This window comes from Microbulbifer variabilis (assembly GCF_052467165.1).
Map to the genome: position 1 here is coordinate 1,745,391 of NZ_CP174301.1, position 24,467 is coordinate 1,769,857.

23 protein-coding genes, 2 tRNA genes and 1 pseudogene are annotated in these 24,467 nt (G+C 42.8%); 17 read left to right on the plus strand and 9 right to left on the minus strand.

The genetic code is table 11. The features are described from left to right. Positions 1–141: 141 nt before the first annotated feature. The 6 genes from ACJJIP_RS07885 to ACJJIP_RS07910 all read left to right on the plus strand — a co-directional run bounded on the left by ACJJIP_RS07885 (position 142) and on the right by ACJJIP_RS07910 (position 5,100). Positions 142–1,119: a hypothetical protein gene (locus ACJJIP_RS07885; protein ID WP_444946600.1), complete on the plus strand. Its 978-nt coding sequence runs from the start codon at positions 142–144 to the stop codon at positions 1,117–1,119. Between the two features lie 1,012 nt (positions 1,120–2,131). Further along, positions 2,132–3,094: a hypothetical protein gene (locus tag ACJJIP_RS07890; RefSeq protein ID WP_444946601.1), complete on the plus strand. Its 963-nt coding sequence runs from the start codon at positions 2,132–2,134 to the stop codon at positions 3,092–3,094. A 102-nt stretch (positions 3,095–3,196) separates the two neighbouring features. Then, positions 3,197–3,391, plus strand: coding sequence for a S24/S26 family peptidase (locus tag ACJJIP_RS07895; protein WP_353376425.1), 195 nt, complete (start codon positions 3,197–3,199; stop codon positions 3,389–3,391). A 371-nt stretch (positions 3,392–3,762) separates the two neighbouring features. After that, positions 3,763–4,515, plus strand: coding sequence for a hypothetical protein (locus tag ACJJIP_RS07900; protein ID WP_020411233.1), 753 nt, complete (start codon positions 3,763–3,765; stop codon positions 4,513–4,515). 128 nt (positions 4,516–4,643) lie between these two features. After that, the gene (locus ACJJIP_RS07905) at positions 4,644–4,871 is read left to right on the plus strand and encodes a D-Ala-D-Ala carboxypeptidase family metallohydrolase (RefSeq protein ID WP_444946915.1); all 228 of its coding nucleotides are present in this window, start codon (positions 4,644–4,646) and stop codon (positions 4,869–4,871) included. Between the two features lie 100 nt (positions 4,872–4,971). Continuing rightward, positions 4,972–5,100 (plus strand): hypothetical protein, encoded by a 129-nt coding sequence (locus tag ACJJIP_RS07910; protein ID WP_020411232.1) that lies wholly within the window; start codon positions 4,972–4,974, stop codon positions 5,098–5,100. Between the two features lie 311 nt (positions 5,101–5,411). On the opposite strand, the gene ACJJIP_RS07915 is transcribed toward ACJJIP_RS07910, so the two are convergent. Then, on the minus strand, positions 5,412–6,092 hold the full coding sequence (locus ACJJIP_RS07915; RefSeq protein ID WP_353376423.1) for a hypothetical protein: 681 nt from the start codon (positions 6,090–6,092) through the stop codon (positions 5,412–5,414). A gap of 358 nt (positions 6,093–6,450) precedes the next feature. On the opposite strand from ACJJIP_RS07915, the gene ACJJIP_RS07920 reads away from it, so the two are divergent. Further along, positions 6,451–6,822: a hypothetical protein gene (locus ACJJIP_RS07920; RefSeq protein WP_444946602.1), complete on the plus strand. Its 372-nt coding sequence runs from the start codon at positions 6,451–6,453 to the stop codon at positions 6,820–6,822. A gap of 393 nt (positions 6,823–7,215) precedes the next feature. On the opposite strand, the gene ACJJIP_RS07925 is transcribed toward ACJJIP_RS07920, so the two are convergent. Then, positions 7,216–7,524, minus strand: coding sequence for a hypothetical protein (locus ACJJIP_RS07925; RefSeq protein ID WP_444946603.1), 309 nt, complete (start codon positions 7,522–7,524; stop codon positions 7,216–7,218). Between the two features lie 455 nt (positions 7,525–7,979). On the opposite strand from ACJJIP_RS07925, the gene ACJJIP_RS07930 reads away from it, so the two are divergent. The 5 genes and pseudogenes from ACJJIP_RS07930 to ACJJIP_RS07950 all read left to right on the plus strand — a co-directional run. Further along, positions 7,980–8,852: an RbmA family biofilm matrix protein gene (locus tag ACJJIP_RS07930; protein ID WP_245556637.1), complete on the plus strand. Its 873-nt coding sequence runs from the start codon at positions 7,980–7,982 to the stop codon at positions 8,850–8,852. 488 nt (positions 8,853–9,340) lie between these two features. Then, positions 9,341–9,763, plus strand: a complete 423-nt coding sequence (locus ACJJIP_RS07935; protein ID WP_020411225.1) for a YwqG family protein — start codon at positions 9,341–9,343, stop codon at positions 9,761–9,763. A gap of 79 nt (positions 9,764–9,842) precedes the next feature. After that, a complete protein-coding gene (locus ACJJIP_RS07940) occupies positions 9,843–9,992 on the plus strand; it encodes a transposase (protein ID WP_020411064.1) in 150 nt (49 codons plus the stop codon). 24 nt (positions 9,993–10,016) lie between these two features. Further along, entirely contained in the window at positions 10,017–10,208 is a 192-nt protein-coding gene (locus ACJJIP_RS07945; RefSeq protein WP_353376419.1) for a hypothetical protein, read from the plus strand. Between the two features lie 139 nt (positions 10,209–10,347). After that, positions 10,348–10,680 (plus strand): annotated as a pseudogene (locus ACJJIP_RS07950) (IS3 family transposase); the annotation flags it as partial. 200 nt (positions 10,681–10,880) lie between these two features. Here the strand turns inward: ACJJIP_RS07950 and ACJJIP_RS07955 are convergent. From ACJJIP_RS07955 to ACJJIP_RS07970, 4 genes are all read right to left on the minus strand, one after another. Next, the gene (locus ACJJIP_RS07955; protein ID WP_444946604.1) at positions 10,881–11,186 is read right to left on the minus strand and encodes a hypothetical protein; all 306 of its coding nucleotides are present in this window, start codon (positions 11,184–11,186) and stop codon (positions 10,881–10,883) included. 75 nt (positions 11,187–11,261) lie between these two features. Then, positions 11,262–11,591 (minus strand): hypothetical protein, encoded by a 330-nt coding sequence (locus ACJJIP_RS07960; RefSeq protein WP_282953242.1) that lies wholly within the window; start codon positions 11,589–11,591, stop codon positions 11,262–11,264. 53 nt (positions 11,592–11,644) lie between these two features. Continuing rightward, a complete protein-coding gene (locus ACJJIP_RS07965; protein WP_444946605.1) occupies positions 11,645–11,980 on the minus strand; it encodes a hypothetical protein in 336 nt (111 codons plus the stop codon). Between the two features lie 1,626 nt (positions 11,981–13,606). Further along, complete coding sequence (locus ACJJIP_RS07970) at positions 13,607–13,930, minus strand: hypothetical protein (RefSeq protein WP_353376417.1); 324 nt, start codon at positions 13,928–13,930, stop codon at positions 13,607–13,609. Between the two features lie 1,964 nt (positions 13,931–15,894). Here ACJJIP_RS07970 and ACJJIP_RS07975 point away from each other — a divergent pair. Beyond that, on the plus strand, positions 15,895–16,290 hold the full coding sequence (locus ACJJIP_RS07975; RefSeq protein ID WP_020413128.1) for a universal stress protein: 396 nt from the start codon (positions 15,895–15,897) through the stop codon (positions 16,288–16,290). Positions 16,291–16,593: 303 nt separating this feature from the next. Here the strand turns inward: ACJJIP_RS07975 and nhaA are convergent, their stop codons facing one another. The 3 genes from nhaA to ACJJIP_RS07990 form a co-directional block, all read right to left on the minus strand. Next, entirely contained in the window at positions 16,594–18,033 is a 1,440-nt protein-coding gene (gene nhaA / locus ACJJIP_RS07980) for a Na+/H+ antiporter NhaA (RefSeq protein ID WP_444946606.1), read from the minus strand. A gap of 623 nt (positions 18,034–18,656) precedes the next feature. Next, positions 18,657–18,998, minus strand: coding sequence for a DUF805 domain-containing protein (locus ACJJIP_RS07985; protein ID WP_353376416.1), 342 nt, complete (start codon positions 18,996–18,998; stop codon positions 18,657–18,659). A gap of 391 nt (positions 18,999–19,389) precedes the next feature. Further along, on the minus strand, positions 19,390–19,968 hold the full coding sequence (locus ACJJIP_RS07990; RefSeq protein ID WP_444946607.1) for a DJ-1/PfpI family protein: 579 nt from the start codon (positions 19,966–19,968) through the stop codon (positions 19,390–19,392). Positions 19,969–20,318: 350 nt separating this feature from the next. Between ACJJIP_RS07990 and cysC the strand changes: the two genes are divergently transcribed. From cysC to ACJJIP_RS08010, 4 genes are all read left to right on the plus strand, one after another. Next, entirely contained in the window at positions 20,319–20,948 is a 630-nt protein-coding gene (gene cysC / locus ACJJIP_RS07995; protein WP_020413124.1) for an adenylyl-sulfate kinase, read from the plus strand. 219 nt (positions 20,949–21,167) lie between these two features. Next, positions 21,168–23,537, plus strand: a complete 2,370-nt coding sequence (locus tag ACJJIP_RS08000; protein WP_020413123.1) for a DUF6351 family protein — start codon at positions 21,168–21,170, stop codon at positions 23,535–23,537. 98 nt (positions 23,538–23,635) lie between these two features. Further along, a tRNA-Val gene (locus tag ACJJIP_RS08005) sits at positions 23,636–23,711 on the plus strand. Between the two features lie 27 nt (positions 23,712–23,738). Then, positions 23,739–23,815 (plus strand) — tRNA-Asp (locus ACJJIP_RS08010). Positions 23,816–24,467: the final 652 nt, after the last annotated feature.

Sequence of the window (24,467 nt, forward strand, 5' to 3'; positions counted from 1 at the left end):
CCAGTTAGTAGCCGTTTTAAGAACAAAGCTTTAAATGTCATACCTCTGTTGCCTTTTGCGTATAAACATAAGGATGTTTCGCATGAGAAGCTGTTACAGGGATCAGTCAGGGCTTGTCAGTAGAAAGTAAAGGAGTTACTTATGAAGGCATTAACCTCCATCGCCGTAGCTATGTTGGTAGCATTTAGCGGAAATACCTTTGCGGATAATAATACCGCGATATTGTTTCAGGCTGGCTCTAATAATATGGTCGTCACAACCCAGGATCCCTCTACTCACAATAATTTAATTGTACAGGTTCAAGTTGGAGATTCTAACGACTCAGAAGCCTCTCAAGCTTTAGGCGCTAGTCGCAATTTGGCAACACATTTACAAATTGGCGAATTAAATGTTTCGCGATCTATCCAGGATGATAATTCTTCACTTAGTAGCCTTACGATCAACCAAGTAGGTTCGATGAACGATGGTTATGTTGATCAAGAAGGAGGCACTGCAAATATAGCAACACTATATCAAATGGGTACTATGAATGAAGCTGATATCGAACAAGAAGATGGGGCTGTATTAAGTATTGCCGTTGTTAACCAGATAGGTGAAATGAATGACGCTGACATTGATTACGACGATGGTGTTGTCTCAAGTGTTGCCATTATTACTCAGATAGGTGAAATGAATGAAGCTGACATTGAGCAAGATGACACTATTGCAAGTACGGCAATAATAAATCAAACAGGCTCTATGAATGATGCTGACATCGAACAAGAAAATGGACCTGTTGTCGCAAGTATGGCCATTATTAATCAGCTGGGCACAATGAATGATGCTGGCATTGAACAAGGCGATGGAACCGCCTTTAGTACTGCCATTATTAATCAGCTGGGTGAAATGAATGATGCTGACATCGATCAAGACGATGGAACCGTCTTAAGTATTGCCACTATTAATCAGGCTGGCTCCATGAATATGGCAGATATTACCCAAATGGGCGCTGTTATTTCCCTTGCTTCTACCACCCAGCTAGGTAGCAATAATATGCATACAACAACTCAAACCGGTGTTGGTCAAACCGCTATAGTCCTACAGATTGGTAGCGGTAATATGGGCACGATTACCCAATAGAAGCTTACCTTTGCCCGCCTCAAGTACGACCTCTCAATACAAACTGAGGGGTCGTCATACGCCTGATTCTGCCTATCATCCTATCCGTTGCTGTTGTCCGGCTGCCCCGTAGTTGAGGCCAAAGAGGAGCACGGTTATGATCGCCACGAGTGGCTACCCAAGTGGTTCGACACTGACGGCGACTGCCAGAGCACCCGCCATGAGCTGCTAGTTCAGTTCTCCCAGGCGCCCCGGTTACCTCCACAAATGAAAAGCGCTGCATGGTAGATACAGGCCTCTGGCTAGACCCATACACCGGCAACTTTTACACCCTGGCTTCTGACCTGGATGTTGAACACATCGTCCCACTTTCATGGGCGCATGAGCACGGTGGTGCCAACTAGACCGTTGAGCTAAAGCGTCAGTTTACAGAAGACCCTAAGAATCTATAGTTGCTCGATGATGGTCGCAACCAAAATAAAGGCGACAAGAGCCCCGATGAGTGGATGCCAGCCTATAAGCCCGTTCAGGCCATCTAAGTGCAGAAGTTTATGGTGAGAGCGCCTTTATCTTGAGGGAAGCTGGTGGCAGTATATCGCTTCTAGCTGTAATTATGCTTTTATGAGGCTTCCATCAATATACTTATTTAACCACTATTTTTATGAACTTATTTCCTAGTAAATTAAGAGTTTTATCCTATGGTTCCTAGCCTAGTACTCTGCAAGACTTATCCCGTTGGTTTTGTTTGAGTACGATTTTAGGTGTCAGAATTACTTGGTTAACTCAGAGATAGATTTATCCAACCTTATAAATTGAAGTATGGGTTGGTTTTGCTCTTTCCAGACTCTTTCTATGCGCTGATAGTATCCATAGCAATATATGATTTTACTGTTTGATGAATACAGTATTTAGTTCGCTGGCTACTAAATCAATCATTTCGATACGTAGTATAAAATTGTACGAAAATGACTGCCGTGCTCAACGATGGCGACAAGATGTATATATGTGTGCAACTGTTGTATAAGGATTACTAATGAAGAAGTTAATCTCTCTAGCTACTGCCGTATCTGTTGTAATTAGCCTAGATGCCTTTGCGGGAAACAATACAGCGATATTAATTCAAGTTGGGTCCAATAATACAGCCAACGCAGATCAAGCAGATCCAACTACTCATAACAATCTCATTACCCAAACACAGATTGGTGTTTCTAATGATTCGGATGTATCTCAAACCATAGGCACCAACAATAGTACAGTAAACCATACACAAGTTGGGGAGTTAAATAGTTCAGAATCTCTCCAACAAGATAACAGCTTTTTTAGCCTTAGTTCGATTAGCCAGCAGGGCCAAGGAAATATTGGGTTTTCTCTTCAAACTGATACTACTTTGGGTTCTATTTTCGTAAACCAACTGGGATCTACGAATTTTTCTACTAATGGCCAATTTGAGTCTCTAGATACAAGATCCTTTACTAATCAGGTCGGTCTTATGAACGCCGCTCAAACTGTACAAACTTTGAGTGTTGGAAGTAGTCATGTAATAAATCAATTTGGCTCCATGAATATTTCCATCTCTCAACAACTTGAAGCTAGTGCAGGCAGTACTTTTAGCAATCAAATAGGGTCAGATAATTTTAGTTCGATTTTTCAAGGGGGGGGAGTTGGGGCTAGTGCCTTGAGTAGTCAAATAGGTTTAGGAAATGATGTCATTATTGGTCAGTCGCTAACCTCTTTAAGTAGCGCCGTGGCCAATCAGATAGGCGTAATGAATGGTGCAGAAGTACTACAGCAGAACACCACTGCCAGTACGGCTGTTATCAATCAGACTGGTTTTGTGAATTTTGCAGAAATTTCTCAAATGGGAGCTACCTTGAGTACAGCGATAACATCTCAAATAGGTAGTAATAATAGTTATTTAACTACACAGACAGGAGTAGGGCAAACAGCTATTGTCGTTCAAATTGGCAGTTTAAATATGGGCTCTACGATGCAGTAGTAAGTGGCAGTAAATATTGAAAAGTATTTTAAGCAGCCTCTTGTATCGGCCACAATTATCGCTGAATAAATTATGCGCACTCCTGTAGGTGACTGATGTTAGATGGACGATAGCCATTTTCGTGCTGCTGACGGATCTTTGGCACGAGTAGAAGGAAACGTTTTGGTAGTGGTATTTGATGGGCAGTTGGCAAGCAAAATCTTGGATAGAGGGCGAGGACACTTGTTGTCTGCAAATGAGAAATACCCACCAATTCCCATCTGGGAGGGCCAGGAGCTGATAGTTGAGGGGGGGTAAGGCATCAAATCCATCTGAAAAAATGATGTCTTAATTTCTATGTCTGAACTTGTTCTCTATAGCTAAATGGTAGCGAAAGTGGACTAAATCTAATCTGGAATATCTTAGTCATTCACTCTAATAAGATTGACTCTAGGGACTTTGCGCCTAAAGGGCACTTCAGTAAAGCCTCCTTCAGGTCTGCCCCGGCATCAGTGCTTTCTGAGCTGGGAACTAAGTAAGCACTTTTCACGGTTGGCGTGTCACCAAATGGCAATCTGGGTGTTGCCAATTTAAATGTATAGTTATTGAATGATGGGTCACGGTATAAACACTGAATATGTGTGTTGCCGAGATGTATATTTAGATAATAAAAATAGAAAGTGGTGAATATGGCAGGATTGTCTGATATTAGAAGTGGGCGAGAATATGAGCTTACTGAAATTGTAAAGCAGAGGCACTTTGTGTATGAGGGGGGAGTGTCTGTTCTTTCAGAAATTAAAAACCTTCATGGTTTCTCTGTAACTATAAAAACAGGAAGTATTTCAGGATCAAGGGGGCAGTATGTATCAGCTATCAGTGATGCCTTTAAGATACTTTCTTCATTTGATTTTCATAAAGGTCTTAATAAGAAGATCATAATATATCTTAGTGATCATAAAATGGTAAAAAATATTGCCTTCATGAACGGTGAAAATATCACTATTTTTCTAGGATCAAGAATCAAGAATCATATGTCGGCAGCTAAGCCAAGCAAAAAACCTCCAATTGTTTCAGTTAAAGGTGGAGTTACCGCTGGAGTGGGGCGTGCTCGTGGTATTGCGGACTATATGTATGATGTTACTTCTCGACAGCTTTTCAAAAACCCTAAAGAATCTGCGATGATAAAAACGGTTGTGATACATGAAATGGGACATGCATTGCATGAACATTTTCATCCTGAAATTTTTTGGGACTTGAAGAGAGAGTCGACAGCTCAAGCTTATAACTCTTGTGGATGGATAAATGCATCTTTTGATGTAAGCCAATATGCGACCACGAATGCTCTTGAATTTGTGGCGGAAACTTTTACTGGTATGGCTCTCGGAGAAAAATATGGCAAGATTGTAGCGAACGCCTACTCAGCGCTTGGAGGGCCGCAATAATCTTTGGCTAGTTAAATATCCCTATAATCTCAAGGCCCGCTCAATGCGGGCTTTTTTGTGTCTGAAAAATCCTGAGGCCCCATGTTCCAAAACGGCTACATCACAGTGTCGGAATCAGATTGTCGTTGTTGTGGAGATATCATTTTAAAGATGAAACGCTAAAGCGCCTGATTGGAGTCAGGAAGCGTTTTGGTAAGCCAATGATTATCAATTCCGGTTATCGCTGCCCAGCACATAACGCTTGGTTAAACGCCACCATGACCCATATCACTGGGCAGGCTGTTGATGTTCAAGTGGCCTTGGGTCTAGCTTACCGGTTGATTCAAATCGCCCAGGGGAAGGCTTCACTGGTATAGGGGTAAAGCAAAAGGGACAGTTTAAAAGGCGACTTCTTCACCTGGATGACCATGAGGCAATAACTGGCGAGCTAACCCGACTAACTGTCTGGAGCTACTGATGGCTTTAGCCCCACTAACGGCAATTCTTGAAACCGGCTCATTGGCTATTGAGCGTATATGGCCTGACCCGGTTAAACGTACTGAGAAAGTGCGGAAGCTGGAGGAACTCAAGCTAAAGGGCAGCTAGAGGTCGACAAAGCTGGAGTCCAGCACAAAAGCGTATTTGTCGCTGGCCGGCATCCCTGGATTGGCTGGGTTGGGGCTTGGCTCTCGCTTATCAGTTTGTTTTATATCCATTGCTCTGTTGGGGCTGGGCTATCTACAGCGCTAAGGGCTCAATACGTACTGGGGTGACTCGACCGCCAGTGCTAGAAACTGGTGGGCTGTTCTCAATGATAACGGCCATGCTCGGGATAGGTGCCATGCGTTCATATCACAAAACGCATGGTACTCAGACGGACAAACCATAAATAGTGATTTTTAAGGGTTGTCAGTTAATCAGGCTTCACTTTTTGGTTTATAGTTTTGCCAGATATCAGGGTATCTTTCCCAAGGAGGGGCTTCAGGACTGAACGCGCTATCAGGGTTAGCGGTATCTCGATACCAAAACTGTATTCGTTTCATGAAATCTGCGTCATTCCTGTTTCTAAAGATAAATCTTATTTCTGCATATGTAATAACACGGTTTTTTAAACCTTCACCGAAGTCATACTGATACATTGTTTTTCTTTCAAATGGAAATTTTGCTTCTACCATACCTTCTCCCTGTCCGGGTTTGGTAATTACGGCATTCCAATCCATATCATAGTCAATTGCAAAATGTATGAAGTGATGGTGTTTTACTAAGAATTCGATTCCAGCTTTGCTCTTTCTTCTGAACCTTTTGTTGTCTACAGATTCCTCCCCTGTTTGGGGTGGCTCTATACTGGAATCATCTGATACAACACATTTATATTTCTCTTTACTACGACAGAAATTATTAAAGTCTTCATTTAAGTAATGACAATCGTGTACAGCAGTACCGGTTAGTAATTGGTCAAGCCATGCGACCGTGTTGTTACTGGCAAAACCCTGCATGGTTCTTTGCGTTAGCTGCTGAATTAGCCTCGCTCTACTTCCCGAAAATCCATAAAAAAAGTCTCCGGAACAGTATCTTCTCCATGGCTCGCTGAATGGCATAGTAATTCTCCTATGTAAAGCAAAACTAAGTGGCAATAGTAGGCTTTCTCTCTTACTTCCCAAACCTAGCTCTAACATGAGGAATGTACTTGGATATTGCTTAGTTGATTTTATGAATTGGACATAAATTTTTAGAGTTTGGCCATTTGTTTTAGAACGAGAGCTGCCGGAAATTTCGACATCTGAAGGCCTGCAATTGAGGCCCTCTTTGATCCCAAAACAAGCCTTATATCGATCAGATTTTGTTAAAAATTAATTCTACCTGGTAAAGCCTATGACCCAAGCAGCAGAATATTGACACCTTAGTAAAAACATATCGATTACCCAAATAACCAGAATTATCTTATTGGTGGCTGGTTTGTTCATATGGGGCTCTGATGTTGAGAAAGGTATAACTGCAAATCCTCAGGCAATAGAACATGAACCAGCCATGCTCGCCCTGGAGCAAAAATATATAGCTGAATTCAAAGATGAAATCAGAACCCGACTCCAGCGCATTGATAGCAAGTTGGAGTGTTTGATTGAGAGAGGGAGAATAGTAGCAAGGCGAATCAGTTATAGGGAGGAATTCGCTGAGAAGACTGAGAAGCTCTGCAAGCTGGGTCTGACTGACAAAGAGTTAGGCGAATTCTTCGAGGTAACAGAGCAAACAATCAACAATTGGAAGAATAAGCATTCCGAATTTTTTGAGTCCATAAAAAGGGGAAAAATTTGGCAGATTCTAACGTGACGGAGAGTCTCTTTCGAAGGGCCTGCGGCTATAGCCATGAAGCTGTAAAGATAATGCAGCACAACGGCAACCCCATTGTTCAGGAATATACTGAGCATTATCCACCAGATACAACTGCTTGCTTAGCCTGGCTTCATAACCGGCAAGGAGAAAAGCGGCAACGAAACCCTGACCAAGCCAGTGACGGTGCCTACATGCCACCGACAAATTCGTATTCGAGGTCAAGGATGCAAGAACGCGGGAGGGAAATGAGAGCGGCTATTAATGTTCCGCAAGGTCAGTTTTTAAACCTGCCGCATAAGTGCAGTGCTTACGTCGCAGGTTCCGGGTCTGGAAAGATCTGGGTTGGCTGTTCAGGGCAGCTAGCTCACTTCACGGCGTGCATAAATCTGATTAAGCAAAGGAATAGATAATGTCCAGCTTTCCCCAATAACCGTACAAAATCTTCAGGCTTGGCAATTCGCCTACACCATCGGCGACGGCCACAGTGCCGGCACTATTGTGCGCGAAACGGTAACTCTGTCCATCTAGCTCGTCAATAGCGATGCTCAAGCGGATGCAGTGCTTAAATGCACCATTGCCGTTATTGATGATCAGAACAATGTACAGACCGATGGTGCCGGTGATCTGATGTTCAGCATTTATGTAACCACCAAAACTCTGCAGACCGATGCAGGCCAGCCGGTATATGTTGCCGATCATGTAGCAGGCCAGGTATTTGACTGCATTGTCGAAGTGGCAAATCGTCTGGCTGTATATAGTTCAATTGCAGCTATGGCTATCTGAGTGGGTGATTAAAAGCATCGTCTTACCGGGGATACGGTTAGCGAATTAGCCGAGATGGTTACACAATTGTTATCCGCGTTAAATAATACTCAATGGAATAACTGATTAATTAGTAGGTTTTCTTTATTTTTGTTTTATTTGGTACGGTTAAAGAGGAAAAAATTTTGGATGGGTATGAAAGGGTGAAATACAATGCTTCCGACAGTATTAGTCCAGTAAACCTATAAAAGTAATTTTTCGCAGATTGGAGCTACCAAGACATACGGAAAATATAGGTTGTCAAGGAACAGGTATTGATTTATCAGCATTTGGTCCTAAAAAACTGTCCGAAATATTGTCGTACCTTATAATGTATGTAATGGATTGTAATTTTGAAAAAACTAAATAAGAACAGTTCTTTGCAAAGGACTGTATTTAAAAATTCCATCGCTGGCTTCACTTTAATCTGCACATCGACATTAGTTCAGGCAGAAGCGATTAGTACAAAAATAGACCTGGGTGAGCCGTTTCCATTTAAAATGGAAGATGGAATTGAATACGAGGTTAAATTAGATGTTGGCTATCAATTCGATAGTATTGAAAAAATTTGTATCAACACGGAAGTTAAAGATGGAGATGCAAGCGCAGCATTTTTCAGAGTAGAAAGTGAACCAGCAGGACCTTTCACTATGCCTATCTCTCAAGCGTATGCGCAGCCACTCCTTTATTTTATCGATGCTCCAACTCCGGAAAACCCCAATCCTGTCAAGCAGATGGTAAACATTAGCTTCTGTGAAGGTGAAACTAGCATTTTGGCGAAAAATTTTCTTGATGGAGAAGGTAAATTTACATTCAATGTGTCCGGTGGTTATGTGGAGTTCTGGGATTTTGAGCTGGTTATAGAGGGTGATGTCTCTGCCACTCAGTTGGCGATTGTGCTTGATGAACCTGCCGGATTTTCAGTTCCTTCCTATGGAGGAAGAGTCAATTATGATGCAAGTATTCGTAATTTAGACTCTTCACAATCGTTGGTGACACTTGAGCAATGGAGTGTGCTCAAATTTCCTGACGGCGATAATTATCCCATTCATAAATCACGGGATGTCGTGCTGAATTATTCTGAGGCAAAGGACTACACTCGAAATTATTTAAACATACCTGCTTGGTTTGAGGCTGGAGATTATGAGCTGACTTGGTATGTAACTGACCCAAATACCGGGGTTCGGGTGAAAGACAGCCTGCATTTCACAAAAAGTGCTGACTAAGTTTTAAACCGCTGGCAGGCTGGGGCGCCCTTGTGTCCCAGCCTTCCCTTCCGGCCGTCGTATTCAGTGGTGGAATGGCCGTATCGCCGGTACGAAGGACCAAACTATGGAGCCATGGCTGACATCGACAGAAAGACCCTCCTCTAATTTATTGATTTAATTATGGGTAAAATGTGTTCAAGAGCGGGGAGTTGAACCAGCCGATTTTAGTCAATGGCTCACTATCTCTGGTTACTATTTAGACAAAGATATATAACCTGCTGTAAATAATTGATGAGACTACTTCAGTTGTTTCCTGTCAAACTAAGTCTGATGGGTTACCCTATGCTGAGACAAGAGATACTAGGCCGTCATGCCCGACCTGAAAGAAAGAGCTGACTTTTATCGCCCAAATTCACAGTGAAGCAAAACAACAGCTCTTCGTTTTCTATTATTGCAATGAATGCTTTCCATGGGAGCTTGGCGATGAAGAAAAGGGGTAATGGTTAGTGAAGCTGTACAATGAATCTTTAATTAACGAAATAACTAGAACTAAGAATGATGAGTTCGCGCCCACACCCTGTAAGGTAAAATATTCATCTGTTGAGGTTCTCCCTGACCGGGAAGGACTTGATTCTGCCTCCGAAGAAGTAAGTGATTTATATTGCAAGATCAATGACGATTCGTCTTGGGGAGAGTATGAAGAAGCTGTAGAGAGAGCCGGTTGCCTAAATGACTATGCGACGCTTTTAGGCGGTTACCCTCGCTTCGTTCAAGGTTTCTGTACTGAGTGTAACTCAGAGATGATATTTTACGCTCAAGTGGATGCTGAAGATGAAGCGAGTATCAGGTGGAAATACGTTAGACTGGTTTATTTCTTTAGATGTCCAGAGCATAAAAATCAATTCCAGCTGGAGCTACGATGCCAATAATGGCTAACAAGTGCAACTGCTCGGACTGTGATCTTGCCCCGTTTTAACGGACACCAAAGTCAAATAGACGAGGTGTCTTATGCCAAAATATAACAAACCTAGAAAGACTTGGCAGTATTCAAACGAATTCAAAGTGAAAGCGGTAATGCTTAGCTTGATAGAGGGCATTCAAGTTAAGGAAGTGGCTAAAACTCTCGACATTCACCCTTTCATGCTGTCACGATGGTGAAAAGCGTTTCAGGAAGGGAAGATTTTGGCAGATAAGCGAAGAAAGCTTACTGATGTAGTCTCTAGAAAAGAAAAGGAACTTTCTAGGGTAAAGCGTTTGGAGGCGGAGAATCGTAAATTAAAGCAGGAGCTTGATTTGCTAAAAAAGTGGCAACGGTTTCTTGCGGAGGAACATCAGCAAGATATCGATTTATCCAGAGGTTTGGATCAGAACTAGGTATCAAAAGAACTTGTCAGTGGCTAGGAGTATCGCGCAGTGGCTATTATGATTGGCTGAAGAGGCCGCGATCGCACCGAAAACACCAAGATGATGATCTAAAGGTTCAGATTCAAAAGATTAGGATGACTCTGCAGGGCGCTATGGTAGTCCAAGAATTTGGAAAGCCCTGCTGACCAAGGGCTATGAAGTTAGCCGTAAGCGCGTAGCCCGGCTGATGCAGGAATTAGGAGTCGTAGCCAGAGTTACGAGAGTGACACGTAGGGCACCAGGCATAAAGCGTTTCCTAGCCTCTGGGGAGAATCTTAGATCGGAAGGAGCTGTGCCTAAAAGCAATAATCAAGTTTGGGTTCCTGACATAACTTACCTTAAGGTTAAGGGTCAATGGCAGTACTTGTCAGTGGTGATGGATTTGTATTCTCGCCAAATACTCTTAGCTACCAAGGAACTGATAGTCCTAAGAAAACATTGAAAATTTGGAAGCCTCTCGTGTGACCTATCTTTAAAGATAAGTTGAGGATTTCCTGAAGATGGTGACTTTATTGCTAAGTGTAGGCCATATTCATAAGTATTTAACTCTAGGCAGAGACGACTGGATCTCAATACAAGTCGCTCTGCTCAAAGAGTCTCTGTTGTCGAGGTTTGTTTTGCTATTCGGTTATGTAGGTGGCTTTAATTTTTTATCCAGGAGCCTTGGCAGCCTTCTAAAAGTAACTTTACTTTTCTCTTTGCTATACTAGCTGACAGTAAAGTAGGTTTTAAGATGGGGTCAGCGGAAGTGGATGTACCTGTAAAACCATTGTAAGTAAGGCGCTTACTTTTCGCGGCATCGTTAAACCCTTCTTCTAAACAGAATACAACATTACCTTCTTCTTGGGAATAGAGGCGTTCAATTCCCCCTTCTGTCGAAGCCCCTGAATGTGCCAGTGCTGATGTGAACATTATAATAATTGAAGGTAATATTATAGATATTTTCATATTTTCTCCTATTTATTTTGGTTGACCGTGAGAGGTAGCTAATGAAGTCAATAACCAAAAGTTGTCCTAGTTAATCTATGGCCGTAATGTCATTGATGCTACTCTTGCATGTCCCTCTGAGTCGCAACCGGCAACCCAGGTATCAATTCCTTTTCCTGTGGCCAATGCTGTTAACGCCATGGAAACCATTGTTTCATAACCTGGCTGTGTGCAAGATAAATTAACAATTCGAGGGTTGGAGCAGCTGTCAGGGTTTTTGTGATCAGTTTTGAACGTAATCTCGAAGCCTTTATTCTCCGATGAGCACTCCCTTTGCTGTATCATTTCAATATCCCGAATTCCGCTCCAGCCATTTGCTAAGGTTTCCATTGATAGGAAAAGGCTAAATAAAATAATCTTTCTCATCAGTGTTTCTCCATTTGTTAGTTTTGATAACGTATTTTCAAATATTTCCGGGGCTATTTTTTAATGTAGAGCGTCTGTATTATTGGGTTGTTTAACAGGCACTCTGCTGAGCTTGAATCATCGTATCCTATATTGACTGTTTTTGAGCTAGCAAAAGCAGTTAATGCAGCTGAATACACTTCTTTAGCAGTGAAGCTGCTGGCAAGAGAAATTCTTACTTGTGAGCTTCCACTGCATGGGGTATCAGAAATGCTTGGATAAACGCCTATATAGACAGTTTTCGTAGATTCACTTATGCCTATACCTGTTATTTCAATATCCTGAGAAGCTGATAAAGAACTCATAGATATCCCGCTAATCATAAAACTAAAAACTAATTTTTTTAACATGTTCAGATTCCTAAATGTATACAATTTGAGATTACACGTGTGCCGCGCTGTTAAGCAGAAAAGTAGCACTGACCTAATCTGGGGCTGCTTGATTTTAACTGTCTGCTATGCGCAGCTTATGATACCAATTAACCCAATGGTAATTTCATCATTCCCAATTGTTAATCCATTCAATTTCATGTGCATTTGAAGATATATCGCTTGATTCTTTAACATTTACACTTACTTTTTTCCTGAAGCTTGTGCAGATAATATTGTAGATAAAACCCTTGGGTAAGAAGCTTTTGAATTTTTAAGGTAGGTATACATAACCCCGCTACAATCTCCCTGATAATTTACGTGTGTACGTAATGTATTTACAAAAGCACTACCATTATCGCGAGTTGCTTGCACTGTGATACCTTTTACATCGATGTAGCCACATTCTAAATATGCATATGATTGTGTAAAGAGAGCTGAAAGGGTTGTCATTATTGAAATAATAAAAAATTTCTTTTTAAACTTTATAAATACTTTAAATTAGCTCTCGATGATGATTTTTTATGCTGGCATAGATAACTGAAAGATAGATATATCTATTTGTAAATATAGCGCCCCTGGGATCGCGGGCAGCTACAGCTGCCATCTAATACTATTTCTGGTACAGCCTAACAGCTCTAATCATACAATGTGTCTTTCCTTCCGAAGCATACCATTCATTGCTTTTATAGACCTGAAGCTTTACTGGAGTTTTAGAATGAAAGGCACTCAAAAGTAGCGATGTTAATTCCATACGGTTAATGGAGTCTTTAGCAACGAACCCACCTTCTGGACACTCTTCAAACCCCGTGTCAACGGCGACGACTAGTTCAGCCTGGTGAGTGTATGTTCGTATTTCAGTAACTTCTGCACTAGTCGACATAAGGCAGCCATATTTGCAGAGAGGGTCGTCGCCATCTCCATACGCTAGTATATTGCTTGAGCCTAATAGAAAAGACAAAGCTCCGATTGAGCTACCAACTAGTTTCATCATACCTCTATTTACCCTCGATTTATAATTAGACACACATAAACCCCTGAATATGGACGGCAGAAGTATAACGTGAATAAGCTCGTGAAGGCTATCTAGCGAAAGGGGTTTTAAGTAGGTTTCTTTTGATTTTAAAGAAGTAATATCCATGGTTAGTGGGAGACCCTTACCGGCTTCGCCATAGTAATCTGTATGACTTAATATGCAGACAGCTGATTAAGGGTGGGGGTTGCTTAAGGTATCAATCAGCCCTATATGTACGTCACTGTATTTTGGGTTAATAAATATACAGGGTTGTTTGTCTATGCCGGGAGGTCCTAAGAGTATCTTATTAATCAACCTTAAACTTTCAGTTATTGGAAGATGGGGTATGGATGATTAAATTTTGAGTTAAGTGGTGCTTATATATACAGTTTGTTTGTGTGCTAAAAAATAGAACTCTCACCAAGTGCAGAGTGAAACACTTTGATAATATAGCATTTTGGGCAAAAAAGTGCTTAAAAATTAGCTGAAACCTCGCAGTAATCATAAGCTAAATATAGGCTTTTTGAAGAGGCGTACCCTGAATTTACTTAAAATGGTGAATATTTATAACCTCCCACCTTTTTTAGTGCAACCTAATGGCTGCTAATTCTTTCGTAGAGAATAGCTCCAGAAAAAAGGTTTACCTTCAGCTCAAATCTTTGGTAGTTTTTATAGGCTTTAATGGCCCAGTGGTCATCCATAAACTCTATGTCTATTGGTGTATAATCATGCTGCTCTAAAATGGTAATTATAGAGGATAGTGGTAGGGCATTGTTAGGCAGCTTACTGTTATAGAGGTTGTTTGAATGTAGAGGCCGAGCAGCCAAAGCCTCCGATGGGGAGGGCTTATTAGCAGTAGCAAAATTAGAAACCATCGCAGTGATTATAATCAGTAAAAATATATTACTATTTTTCATCGAATGATACTTCCTATTGATAAAATTTTATAGCTGCTAACAAATGGATAGCATACTTTCTACCAACTTTCAATCTTTATGGTTGAGATTTATATGTAAACTTAAAAGCTATTTGTGATTTGGACAAGTGGAAGTAGTTGTTAGTTCGAAATATTTCCATTAATTAAAAGCCTGTGCCGGTCTGCTAGATTCTGGCTTGGTTACCTGAGACTCCGATGCAGAGTTGTGAATAGGTGCAAATAATCAGGCAATTATATGAGAAACAGATATGTAGGGGATTGAACAACTGCACATAGCTGTAATCAAAAGTAGATTTTACTTCGACTTTACTATATTCATCTTAAGCCAAGATAATTGATCAATAAGGTGAATTGGGTGGTTCCTTTTTTGATCTTGAGCCATCTATGGCGGTATGCACTTAATCTGATTTTTTGGATATTTCTAAGTCTATCTTCCAAATTGACATGCTAACTGGCCAAGCTTGCTCTTGTGGAAGCTATCTAAACATATTTTTACATTATTCATCTGGCTTGGATAATTGATGATATCGGGGGTGGGATCCTGAGTTTTTTCCAAAATTTAGGAAGTCTGCACTATTTTGGGGTGAGCGAATCATGCTTACAGAAAGATGGTGTAACGTTTAATTTTTAATGGTAAAACGAAATTAAGAGTGTTTAAAATGTCAATTAGTTTGATCTGAATTTAGCGAACGACTGTTAGATTGACGGCACAGAGAGCCTGTCGAGATGTTTGGGTTTGGGGTTGATACTGAGATGGCAGGTGAGGGGATAAAAGCTGTGAGGGATCTTGGTTAAAAATTGCTCACAAATCTTAGTGTTTTGATTTAGGTGAGAGCAGGTGGTGGCAAAAAGCTTGAATTTTATAGAAGTGAGTGTTTCGATGTTTTCGAAACCGGAAGGCAGGAAGAGCGAAGGTTAATCTAAAATATTTACTTTCCCTGGATATTTTCGATTTAGGCATGATAAACATATCAGCTGTTGATTGTATTTCTTTGTATAGATATGGGTTTTATGCCACTTCCCTTCTGAGGTCTATCTCTAACATCACTGGCAGCTTTAACTTTTGATCCATGAAGCCTGATTGCCAATGGTTGTTGTAAAATCAGCGGGCCATCTTCATAGAAGTCTGTATGGGTGAGAGTACACTTTGCAATATAGATACGCAGTGGTAGGTGGTTTTATTGGTATTTTGGTGCTGTTGGCTCCCGGTCTAGGAGGTATATTTTCTCGCGGTTTGCGGCTCATTAATTACGCCGAGATGCCTAAAGCTATAAGCTGCCTTTAGGTTTAAATTTACTTTCTTTAAGGTCGCAAGTCTATATACTATGCCTCTCGATATAACCTTGATGATGTACGGCATCTTAATCGGGTCTTATCTATATCAGGCTTTATGAAGTCAGCGCTCTCGGCTTATCTGATTTCATATTTGTGAATAGAGAGTCTAGTTAAGAGTGGAAAACTCCTAGGCTAGGCATAAGTTTTCTTGACGATAAATACTTCTCTGCTTGGCTTTTGCGTTCAATAGTAATGCTGTAAGCTCTAATCATAATTGCCTCATCCAACTTACCCTTCTCTATATTGCTAAAAACTCAGTTTTTTAGCAGGGAGTAACTTTTTGTTATTGCTCTAATTTTAACAAGCTTATACTGTTTTAAGCCTACATGATATTCTTGGTTCAGGATAGTAAAAGTTTCATAGGGGTTTTAGTTTCGAGGTGAATGTCCAAGCAGCGATGATTTTATTGCTGAAGTCGTTTTATTGTTTTTGGCTAATTAACTCGTGATTTTGATCTAATGATGATAAATTCTACATGATTTCCAAGGGGGTTATAGAGGGAGGGGCGGTCAAATTTTGACTGGTTAATGTACTGGTAATTTTGATTTTGTGGTTTTGTTTAGGTGTTTTTTCCATGAAGAGCATTAATATACCATAGGAGATTAAAAGATGTATAAGAGCATTCTATGTGCTATAGAGGCATCACATGAAGGCAGGCTTGTTCTTTCAAAAGCGGTAGAGCTTTCGAAGAAATTTGAAAGTAAATTGTTTGTTCTAAATGTGTTGCCTTATGGCTTCTTGCCGAGGGATTATCAGAAGGAGTTAAAGGAGAGTGCTCTGCCGAAATTTGAAGATATCGTATCCGATTTTGGTATTTCCAAAAAGAACAGGGCTCTTAAGGTAGGAAAACCTTACGAAATCATATGTAAGGAATCTGTGAAGAGGAAGGTAGATTTAATCGTGCTGGGTACTCATTCCAAGAAAGGGTTGAGTTCTATTATTGGATCTACGGCAAATGGTATAGTGAATCATGCGCATTGTGATGTAACTTTAGTCAGAATTTAACTTCCTGGAGCTAGAGAAATACTGTGCGTATAGCTTTGTCGGGGTTTAATCTATTGGTTTAGCTTGGCCTTACGTAGAAAGGTTTTGGGCAGGTTTGGAAAATCTGAATGCTACTATGGAAGCAGCGATGCTGGTTTTATGGTTAAACCTTGCTAAGTGGTGATCTCGATCATTAACTTCAGCGTGCGCTTGTTATCATGGTTAATTATTACAGAACGTAGAATTGAAAGGCCGAGTAACAAGGATTTACTCGGCCAAAGGAGTGCTTGATTCAGTTTTTCTAGGTTGCGCTAAAGCTAATGTTTACTGGGATAAAGATTGAGTTGGATAATCGAAGTCGTCGCCTTGAGCCTCTTCATCATCAGTGGTAGTGGTCGCAGGAGCATTGCGTAATACTAGAAAGCCCGCGGTTCCAGCTATTACAGAGGCTAGTAGAATGCCAGCTTTGGCCTGAATTAGTAGCTCATACTGGGAGCTAAACGCAAGCTCGGCGATAAAGATTGACATGGTAAAGCCGATACCTGCGAGCAATGCCACACCGATTATATGTTGAAAATTAGCTGCCTTGGGTAATCTCCCCCATCCTAACTTCCAGCCAATCCAGGTTGCGCCCACAATACCCACGAGCTTACCAAAGACCAAGCCTCCTATAGCTCCAAGAGTCACTGGGTTAAAAACTGCCGCTGAGCTACTAAAGCTATCGAATGGGATGCCAGCATTAGCGAGGGCGAATATTGGGATTACAAGAAAGCCAACAGGGATATGTAAACGGGTTTCCATACGCTGCAGGGGGGATTGGGCGAGGCTCACGCCATTACCCAGGGCCATAACACGCGCGCGTAGTGCATCGTTGGCAATAATCTTGTCACCTGGGCGGAAGCAGCGGTCAAAGCTGCGGATAATATCCTTTACAAATGTGCTAAAAGCAACAGGATCATATTTTGGCTTGGCAGGTAATGCCATAGCGGTAATGACGCCTGCAAGCGTGGCATGAACGCCTGCTAAGTAAAGTCCATACCACAATAGTATCCCAAGGAATACGTAGGCTGATGATCGACGTACGCCGGCAGCGTTAAGAAGCCCCATTATTACAATTAGGCTTCCAGATGCGATTAGAGCTATAACGTTCACCTGCTCGGTATACCAGATGGCGATCACGAGGATTGCGCCGAGGTCATCAACAATAGCTAGGGCAACCAGGAAAGTGACCACTGCACGGGGAACTCTGTTCCCTAGTAACGCAATGCATCCTACTGCGAAAGCAATATCAGTAGCCATGGGGATACCCCATCCACGCCCTGCCTCTCCGCCAATATTAAAAGAGGTATAAACTAAAGCAGGTACTAGCATGCCGCCGATAGCCGCCATTACAGGCAATACAGCTTGACGCAGGTCGGAGAGCTCTCCTACAAGAAATTCACGTTTAAGCTCCAGCCCTACTAGAAAAAAGAAGATGGCCATCAGGCCGTCATTGATCCAGTGGTGTAAAGACAGAGAAAGCTCCCAATCACCTGTACCTAAGCTGATAGGCATATGTAGTAGGTGTTTATAGGTATCTTGAAGAGGGGAGTTAGCGATAATAAGCGCTGCCAGTGCTGATAGCATTAGCAAAATCCCACTACTGCTTTGGCGATGGATGAACTCTTCAAATGGAGTAACCAAGCGGCCAAATGCTTCTTCCAGCGGTGCCTCAAAAACCTTTCCCTTGCGAATCTTGAACCTATCCAAAACGCTCTTTGCCATTGGCTAATACCCCCTTTCTCAAAGCCAAACCCCATGAATTGTAGGGTTTTTCAATTACCTATAGGAGTCAGAGGTTAGCACGACCCCGATATCTTTAACCAGATTAACGGGGCTTTATTGCACTTGTTTGCTTGAAAGACATATTGCATGATTGCTCTAATTTCCAACGACGTGGATAGGCGGCTTAAGGCTGATTACGAGTTTCTCTATGGGAGCCTTAAAGAGCCCATACATAATGCAGGGCTTAAGAGATTAGAGCTGTATTAACTCCGGTTTGGCGGTGTTGTCCTTGTGATAAGTGGTTAATTGATTACGGATGGTTTGGATTCCAATTAAATATCCAGTGGGAGGCGGCAGGGGTGGGGTTGGAAAATAGATGAATGTTAGAAGGGGCCGCTTTTGGTTTATAGTCCACCATACCTCACAGGTTATTTTATTAGTTCAAGGCATTGCAAGATGCTCAAGAGGGATTCGAGTCTGCATAGCTATATCGAGGATATGCAAAATTCTATAACTTTTAAGAAATTTAATAGTTTTTGTAAAGGCTAGGCCTAGAGTGAGAGGAATGATGTGGCCGATTTGAGTCTAGGCCACATCAATAATTTAACTTGCCTACATGTCAATTATGCAAATTTTGGGCTGATACCCCATTTATTCTCCTCTGTACTATCAAGTACTAGAAAAATAATTAGAACTATTCCGCCAATAAGTGGTATCAGACTCAAAAGCTGCCACCAACCACTTCTACCAGTGTCATGTAGGCGGCGTGCAGTGATGCTGATAGTTGGGACTAGCATTGCAAGGGCAAATAAGATTGCAAGGAACCCGATACCAAGCACAACATCTAGTATGCTTATACCGATGGAAAGTACAAAATAAATCAGGGTAAACATCCAAAATTCAGTGCGACGGGCACGTCCAGAGAAGTCTGCATATTTACTAAGCGCATCTAGGAAGTACTTCATTTTATTCCTTCGTTGATAATAGATTATTTAATTTTTTGGGTGACTCAAAAGGCAATTCTTTTCCTCACCTGTAGCCGAAATTTGTCCACATAAAGCTACGAGTTCCTAATTGGAAGCTACCTTATTTGAGGTGCCCAGCTGAGGGCTGGCTCAACATGTTATGGCTTAGAGTACCTTCGATCAGACGCGCAATAGTAATTATATTTCAGATAGAATCAATGGGTCGAGCCACACACGCTGTTACAGGGTCCGTGTTGGATAAGTTGATTTCTATAAAAGCTCGAGAGTAGCTCGATCTTTTCATCGGGCAGCGATGGCCAGTCAGCAAGAGATAAGATAAGAGGCTTTCTCTAGCACTCACAAAGATACTTAAAATGGGTTTACCTAGTTGTTAGCTGGGAGACTCACTCTTTAGAGCTGTCCGAATATCACGAAGCCATGCGTATAACCCTGGCCATTCTGTGCCCATCACGAAATTCTTGTTAACAAGCGTCTCATCAAAACTCAACTTTTTCCAGTGTGCCCCTGCTAAGCTTGCCTCAGCCTGGCATACAGGGTGACCAGTTACTGATAGGTCTTTCATTAGGCCCGTGGCGAGTAGAATCTGGAGTCCGCGACAGATTGTCGCTACGACTTTCTGGGATTCTGCAAAAGCTATTACTAGTGATTTGACGAGTGGATCGTTTCTCAAGGTTTCGCAGGCGCGACCTCCGGGAAGTATGATAGCATCGTAGTCATTCGCATCTACCCCATTTAATGCTCTATCAACCATAAATCGGTGCCCCTCCCACTCTGTAACCGCTTGATAGCGATCGTTGAAGTCGTGGATGCATGTAGTGATGTATTGGCCGTCAACTTTGCCAGGGCTAGTGGTTTTCACTTCATGTCCAAGCATCTTCAGGCAATGGAATGGAACTGCCAGTTCATAATCTTCAGTAAAATCACCGCATAATATGATGATTCGCCCCATCTTGGACCTCTCCCCATAGCTTATGGATACTGCGACCTTATATTAGGTGGGTGAAGTCTAGCTGAGTTGGTGGCTGAGCCTGGGAGAGTAATTTTGGGGCTATCCAATGGAGTTGGGGAATTTCTCCCTTTCTAAGTAGTCGTTTTTTCCTTTTTTTTGGCTTTTAGGGCAATTTAGTTCGTCATTTATTATTCACTGGATGAACCTCCGCCCCCAAAATAGCTATAAGCAATCCCTTTACGTCATCCCCTTGAATCCTTGATAATTGGCGCCCAAACTTCCCCGCTAGTTGGTACTTGGTGCTAATGGTGGGGTGCATAGGAATGGTATGTGAAATCTTGGAGTGATCGGTGACTACTACAGTTGAACGCAAAGCGACCAATGTTCATTGGCATGAGGGTGAAGTGACTAGGGAGAAAAGGGCGAAAATCCTTGGTCATAAAGGCGCGACCCTTTGGTTCACTGGTTTGTCTGGTTCTGGCAAGAGCACTGTGGCAGTTGCTGTAGAAAGGGCTCTGGCCGCTAGGGGCGTGCTAAGTTATCGCTTGGATGGGGACAATATTCGCCTGGGTATCAACTCCAACCTTGGCTTCTCTGCTGAAGATCGACAGGAGAACATCCGTCGGGTAGGTGAGATCTCCAAGCTTTTTGCAGATACCGGGGTTGTGGTATTGAGTAGCTTTATTAGTCCATACCGTGATGATCGTGACATGGTCAGAAAAATACACGAATCTGGCGATCTTCCTTACCTAGAAGTTTTTGTGGATTGCCCTCTTGAAGAGGCTGAGTCGCGGGACCCGAAAGGGTTATACAAAAAGGCTAGAGCCGGAGAGATCAAAGGTTTCACAGGCATTGATGATCCCTATGAGGCCCCGCTCTCCCCTGAATTACACCTAAACACTGCTGAAATGACTCTTGAACAAGAAGTGGAGATAATTATCTCTACATTGCAGGAGAAAGGCGTCATCACTAAAGGCTAATTTATTTCCTTAAGTTCGTCTTGAGAGGGGGCCATAGCGCCTCCTTTTTAACTTTCAATAAGTACTTGATTTGACTTTCCATAGATAAGATATCTGCTTCCGGCTACTGATACTTTGGCCCTAGATGTCCTCACCGGCGCCAACTAGCGGCTGCCTTGCTTATCCCTTCATATAATCAACCTGTACCAGATACAGAAGTTGACGGCTGTGGAGGCGTTTATGTCGACAAGGGGAGCATGGTTTCTCTCAGTTTTTTTCTTGTTCTTGCTGGCTGTGTTGGGAGCAGTTGCGTGGGTTGCGTATGAGAAGCTGCCAAAAGTACATGGAAAAGTAGATGCTCCTGTACTGGGGGTGCCTAGTGGCGCACTAAATTATGACCCTACACCTGCATATACTGGCCCTCATCCGAGGATGATGTCTCGCCCGCCAGAATACTTTCCATTTCCGATCTCGATAGGTGAAGTTGGCCCTGTGGAGACCCTGTTTACCGGTCCATCCAAGTATCCATTCTTTTGCGGAAGAAATGCCATTACGAATAAACAGCCGTTGGTCGATAACCAGGTCAAAGAGGGGGTACCTGTTTTTGCGCTGAATGAGGCAGGCGAAAAAACAAAGGAAGTTATTGGGTATAGTCGCGACTGTAGTCATGCAACTGAGGTTACCTATTTCTATCGCAGTACAACTGATGGAAAGTTTCGCTATCTGTTTGAGGCGCGAAATGATATTGATAAAGTGACTGTAAATGGGCGCCAAGTGGATTTCATTATACGCGTAGAGACAGGCACTATTAATCGGCATTTCTATGCGATTGCTGCTTTGCGGGGGGATGGGGAAACTGCAGAGGCACCTAATGGCAGCAATTGGAACCGGCGGTTAATTTATCAATTTAGGGGAGGTGTCGGTATTGGGGGGCGCCAAGGTAACCTCAATAAAGGCGATGTAACCAGGCGGCGAGTGGATCAGTTGGCGCGTGGATATGCAATTGTTTATTCGACAGCAAACCAAACCCGCAACCACTACAATATGTGGCTGGCGGAGGATACAGCGCGTCGATTAAAGAAGCAGTTCGAAGCCCTTTATGGCGAGCCAATGTATACAGTGGGTATAGGTGGATCGGGGGGGGCTATCCAGCAGTACTTGTTTGCCCAAAATGCCCCTGGTTTATTGGATGCTGCAATCCCTCTCTACTCGTATCCGGATATGGTCACTCAGACTATCTACGCATTCGATTGTGAGCCGCTGGAATACTTCTTTGATGTGCAGGATGCCGATAATCCTCGCTGGAAGAGTGTAGAGGAGCGTTCAATTCTTCAGGGGCTCGCTGCTAACCCTGAAGTGAATAGTCGCTTCCACATGATCAACGTTGCAGCTTCTTTATTTGATAGCCGCTATAGGAACCGAGCTCGAGGGGCAACGGAGTGTGTGGAAGGGTGGCGAGGGCTAGTGCCCTTGGTTAATAACCCTAACTTTGTACATTTTTTTAAGAGTTTTTCTACCTCTGTTGTAGATAATGTCCACTGGACTCATTGGGAGAACCTGCGTCAATTCTATGGCGCTGGAGAGAATGGTTATGCCAATAGTACTTGGGATAATGAAGGTGTTCAGTATGGTTTAAAGGCACTGGTAAATGGGGATATAAGCATCGATACCTTTTTAAAGGTGAATGCATCTATTGGAGGGTGGAAGGCACAGGAAAACCAGAGTGATGAAAAGTTGTGGTTTCTAAACGGAGGCTTATTGCCAGTGAAGCTATCTGTTTGGAGCGAGCAAAATTTAAACTTGGGTACAATTGCAAAGCCGGCAAAACGGAGCCGCGCAAGTATGGAGGCGATTAATGGGATCTACCGGTCGGGCCATGTTTTTCTAGGAGATGTTGAGATTCCGATAGTGGATATGCGCCACTATCTGGATAAAGAGCCCGATATGCACCATAGCTCAGCTTCTTTTTCTGCACGTGAGCGTATTCGCCGTGCTCGGGGTCATGCAGACAACCACTTGATCTGGGTGAGTCACAAGGACCACAACCCAGTGGATGAAGCGCTCGATATAGTTGATCGCTGGATGCAGAACATTATTAATAATCCTTCGAAGGGTGTGGTAGGCAATCGGCCTGAAGGCGCCAACGACCGCTGCTTTGACCGGGAGGGCAATGTACTAGCGGCTGGTCCTGAAGTTTGGAATGGTGAATGGAACGGCTTGGCTTCCGGGAAATGTATGCGCGAGTACCCGATTCATAGCACTTCCAGGCAGGTGGCCGGTGCACCGATTACTGATGATATTTTCAAGTGTGCATTACAGCCTGTAGAGAGAGCCTTGGCAAAAGGCGTATATGGTCCTCACACGGAAGAAATTACTGGACGAATTGATGATTTGCTGCGCATTTTTCCTACTGGGGTGTGTAACTTCAATGAGCAGGATTTGGCGCGCCCTAAGGAGCAGTTAATTCCAATGGAAATCCCTGTGAAGATAGCTGGTCACTTGATTGATCCCGACTATCGGCAGGGCAAAATTATGCAGGAGGTGAGTGTGGATGAGGTGGATGTGATGGCTGCACCGGTTTCTGCTCCCTCTGAAGAGGCCCAAGATTAGTAACTCTTACTTTTGGCGCGAAAATTGTTGACAATAAATTCCAATCCGGTAATATGCGCCTCGCTCAAGGGGGCAAGGCCCTTAAAGAAAAGAGCATCGGGTGGTTAGCTCAGTTGGGAGAGCGACGGCCTTACAAGCCGTAGGTCACAGGTTCGACCCCTGTACCACCCACCAACTTCTTTCTAAGAAGTTTACTACCGAGGACCGGTAGTTCAGTTGGTTAGAATGCCGGCCTGTCACGCCGGAGGTCGCGGGTTCGAGTCCCGTCCGGTCCGCCAGATTAAAAAAAGGCCCGCACGAAAGTGCGGGCCTTTTTTGTGGCTGTTTAGGCTGGGGAAACATTTCTGTGGTCGCCGATATTGAATAATTTTCGACCTTCAGCTGTTCATATACTCACAAGTCATATCGGTTATGTGGCAAGCTTCTGAGTTTCTTGCTCTGCCTATAAAGGCCTGAGTTCTAGTTAAATACCGCCTGCTAGCCGGAAGTATCATACCTGCCGACAATCTTCACCCCCATCCCCTATTAGGTAGATTGTTCCTTCAGGGGGCTTTGAGGTGTATGGTTATGGATATATAGTCATTTTACTGGCTTAAGGTGGGTTCATATTCCTTGTTGATTTGAGGTGACTACAGAATTGGACCTGGTGCAAGATAGGGGCTGCAGGTCAGTCTCCCCCGGAAGTAGGTTTATGCGGAAGTCGCATTGCGAGGCTAGCTGTCGTTACTGCACCACATGAACCTGGCTGAAGCTTTTGCATTTTGTAGTTATTTTTATGTATTCCGACAATTGTTAGGCACGGCATCTGCTCGAAAAATTATTGTATGAACTACTGCATTTAAATTGAAGCCGCTTTTTGGATATGGTGATATTGGCCCACTCGTACCGAAGCCTTTTTCAGTTGAAATGCAGGCTATAGGCTGACTTGGT

Bases quoted from the DNA above. Each gene is read 5' to 3' on its own strand.
- ACJJIP_RS07985 (WP_353376416.1), bottom strand. From the start codon at position 18,998: ATGAAGTACTTCCTAGATGCGCTTAGTAAATATGCAGACTTCTCTGGA.
- ACJJIP_RS07955 (WP_444946604.1), bottom strand. From the start codon at position 11,186: ATGAAAATATCTATAATATTACCTTCAATTATTATAATGTTCACATCA.
- ACJJIP_RS07960 (WP_282953242.1), bottom strand. From the start codon at position 11,591: ATGAGAAAGATTATTTTATTTAGCCTTTTCCTATCAATGGAAACCTTA.
- ACJJIP_RS07940 (WP_020411064.1), top strand. From the start codon at position 9,843: ATGCCAAAATATAACAAACCTAGAAAGACTTGGCAGTATTCAAACGAA.
- ACJJIP_RS07890 (WP_444946601.1), top strand. From the start codon at position 2,132: ATGAAGAAGTTAATCTCTCTAGCTACTGCCGTATCTGTTGTAATTAGC.
- ACJJIP_RS07990 (WP_444946607.1), bottom strand. From the start codon at position 19,968: ATGGGGCGAATCATCATATTATGCGGTGATTTTACTGAAGATTATGAA.
- ACJJIP_RS07970 (WP_353376417.1), bottom strand. From the start codon at position 13,930: ATGAAAAATAGTAATATATTTTTACTGATTATAATCACTGCGATGGTT.
- ACJJIP_RS07910 (WP_020411232.1), top strand. From the start codon at position 4,972: ATGGCTTTAGCCCCACTAACGGCAATTCTTGAAACCGGCTCATTGGCT.
- ACJJIP_RS07975 (WP_020413128.1), top strand. From the start codon at position 15,895: ATGTATAAGAGCATTCTATGTGCTATAGAGGCATCACATGAAGGCAGG.
- ACJJIP_RS08000 (WP_020413123.1), top strand. From the start codon at position 21,168: ATGTCGACAAGGGGAGCATGGTTTCTCTCAGTTTTTTTCTTGTTCTTG.
- ACJJIP_RS07915 (WP_353376423.1), bottom strand. From the start codon at position 6,092: ATGCCATTCAGCGAGCCATGGAGAAGATACTGTTCCGGAGACTTTTTT.
- ACJJIP_RS07925 (WP_444946603.1), bottom strand. From the start codon at position 7,524: ATGATCGGCAACATATACCGGCTGGCCTGCATCGGTCTGCAGAGTTTT.
- ACJJIP_RS07895 (WP_353376425.1), top strand. From the start codon at position 3,197: ATGGACGATAGCCATTTTCGTGCTGCTGACGGATCTTTGGCACGAGTA.
- ACJJIP_RS07885 (WP_444946600.1), top strand. From the start codon at position 142: ATGAAGGCATTAACCTCCATCGCCGTAGCTATGTTGGTAGCATTTAGC.
- ACJJIP_RS07965 (WP_444946605.1), bottom strand. From the start codon at position 11,980: ATGTTAAAAAAATTAGTTTTTAGTTTTATGATTAGCGGGATATCTATG.
- nhaA (WP_444946606.1), bottom strand. From the start codon at position 18,033: ATGGCAAAGAGCGTTTTGGATAGGTTCAAGATTCGCAAGGGAAAGGTT.
- ACJJIP_RS07900 (WP_020411233.1), top strand. From the start codon at position 3,763: ATGGCAGGATTGTCTGATATTAGAAGTGGGCGAGAATATGAGCTTACT.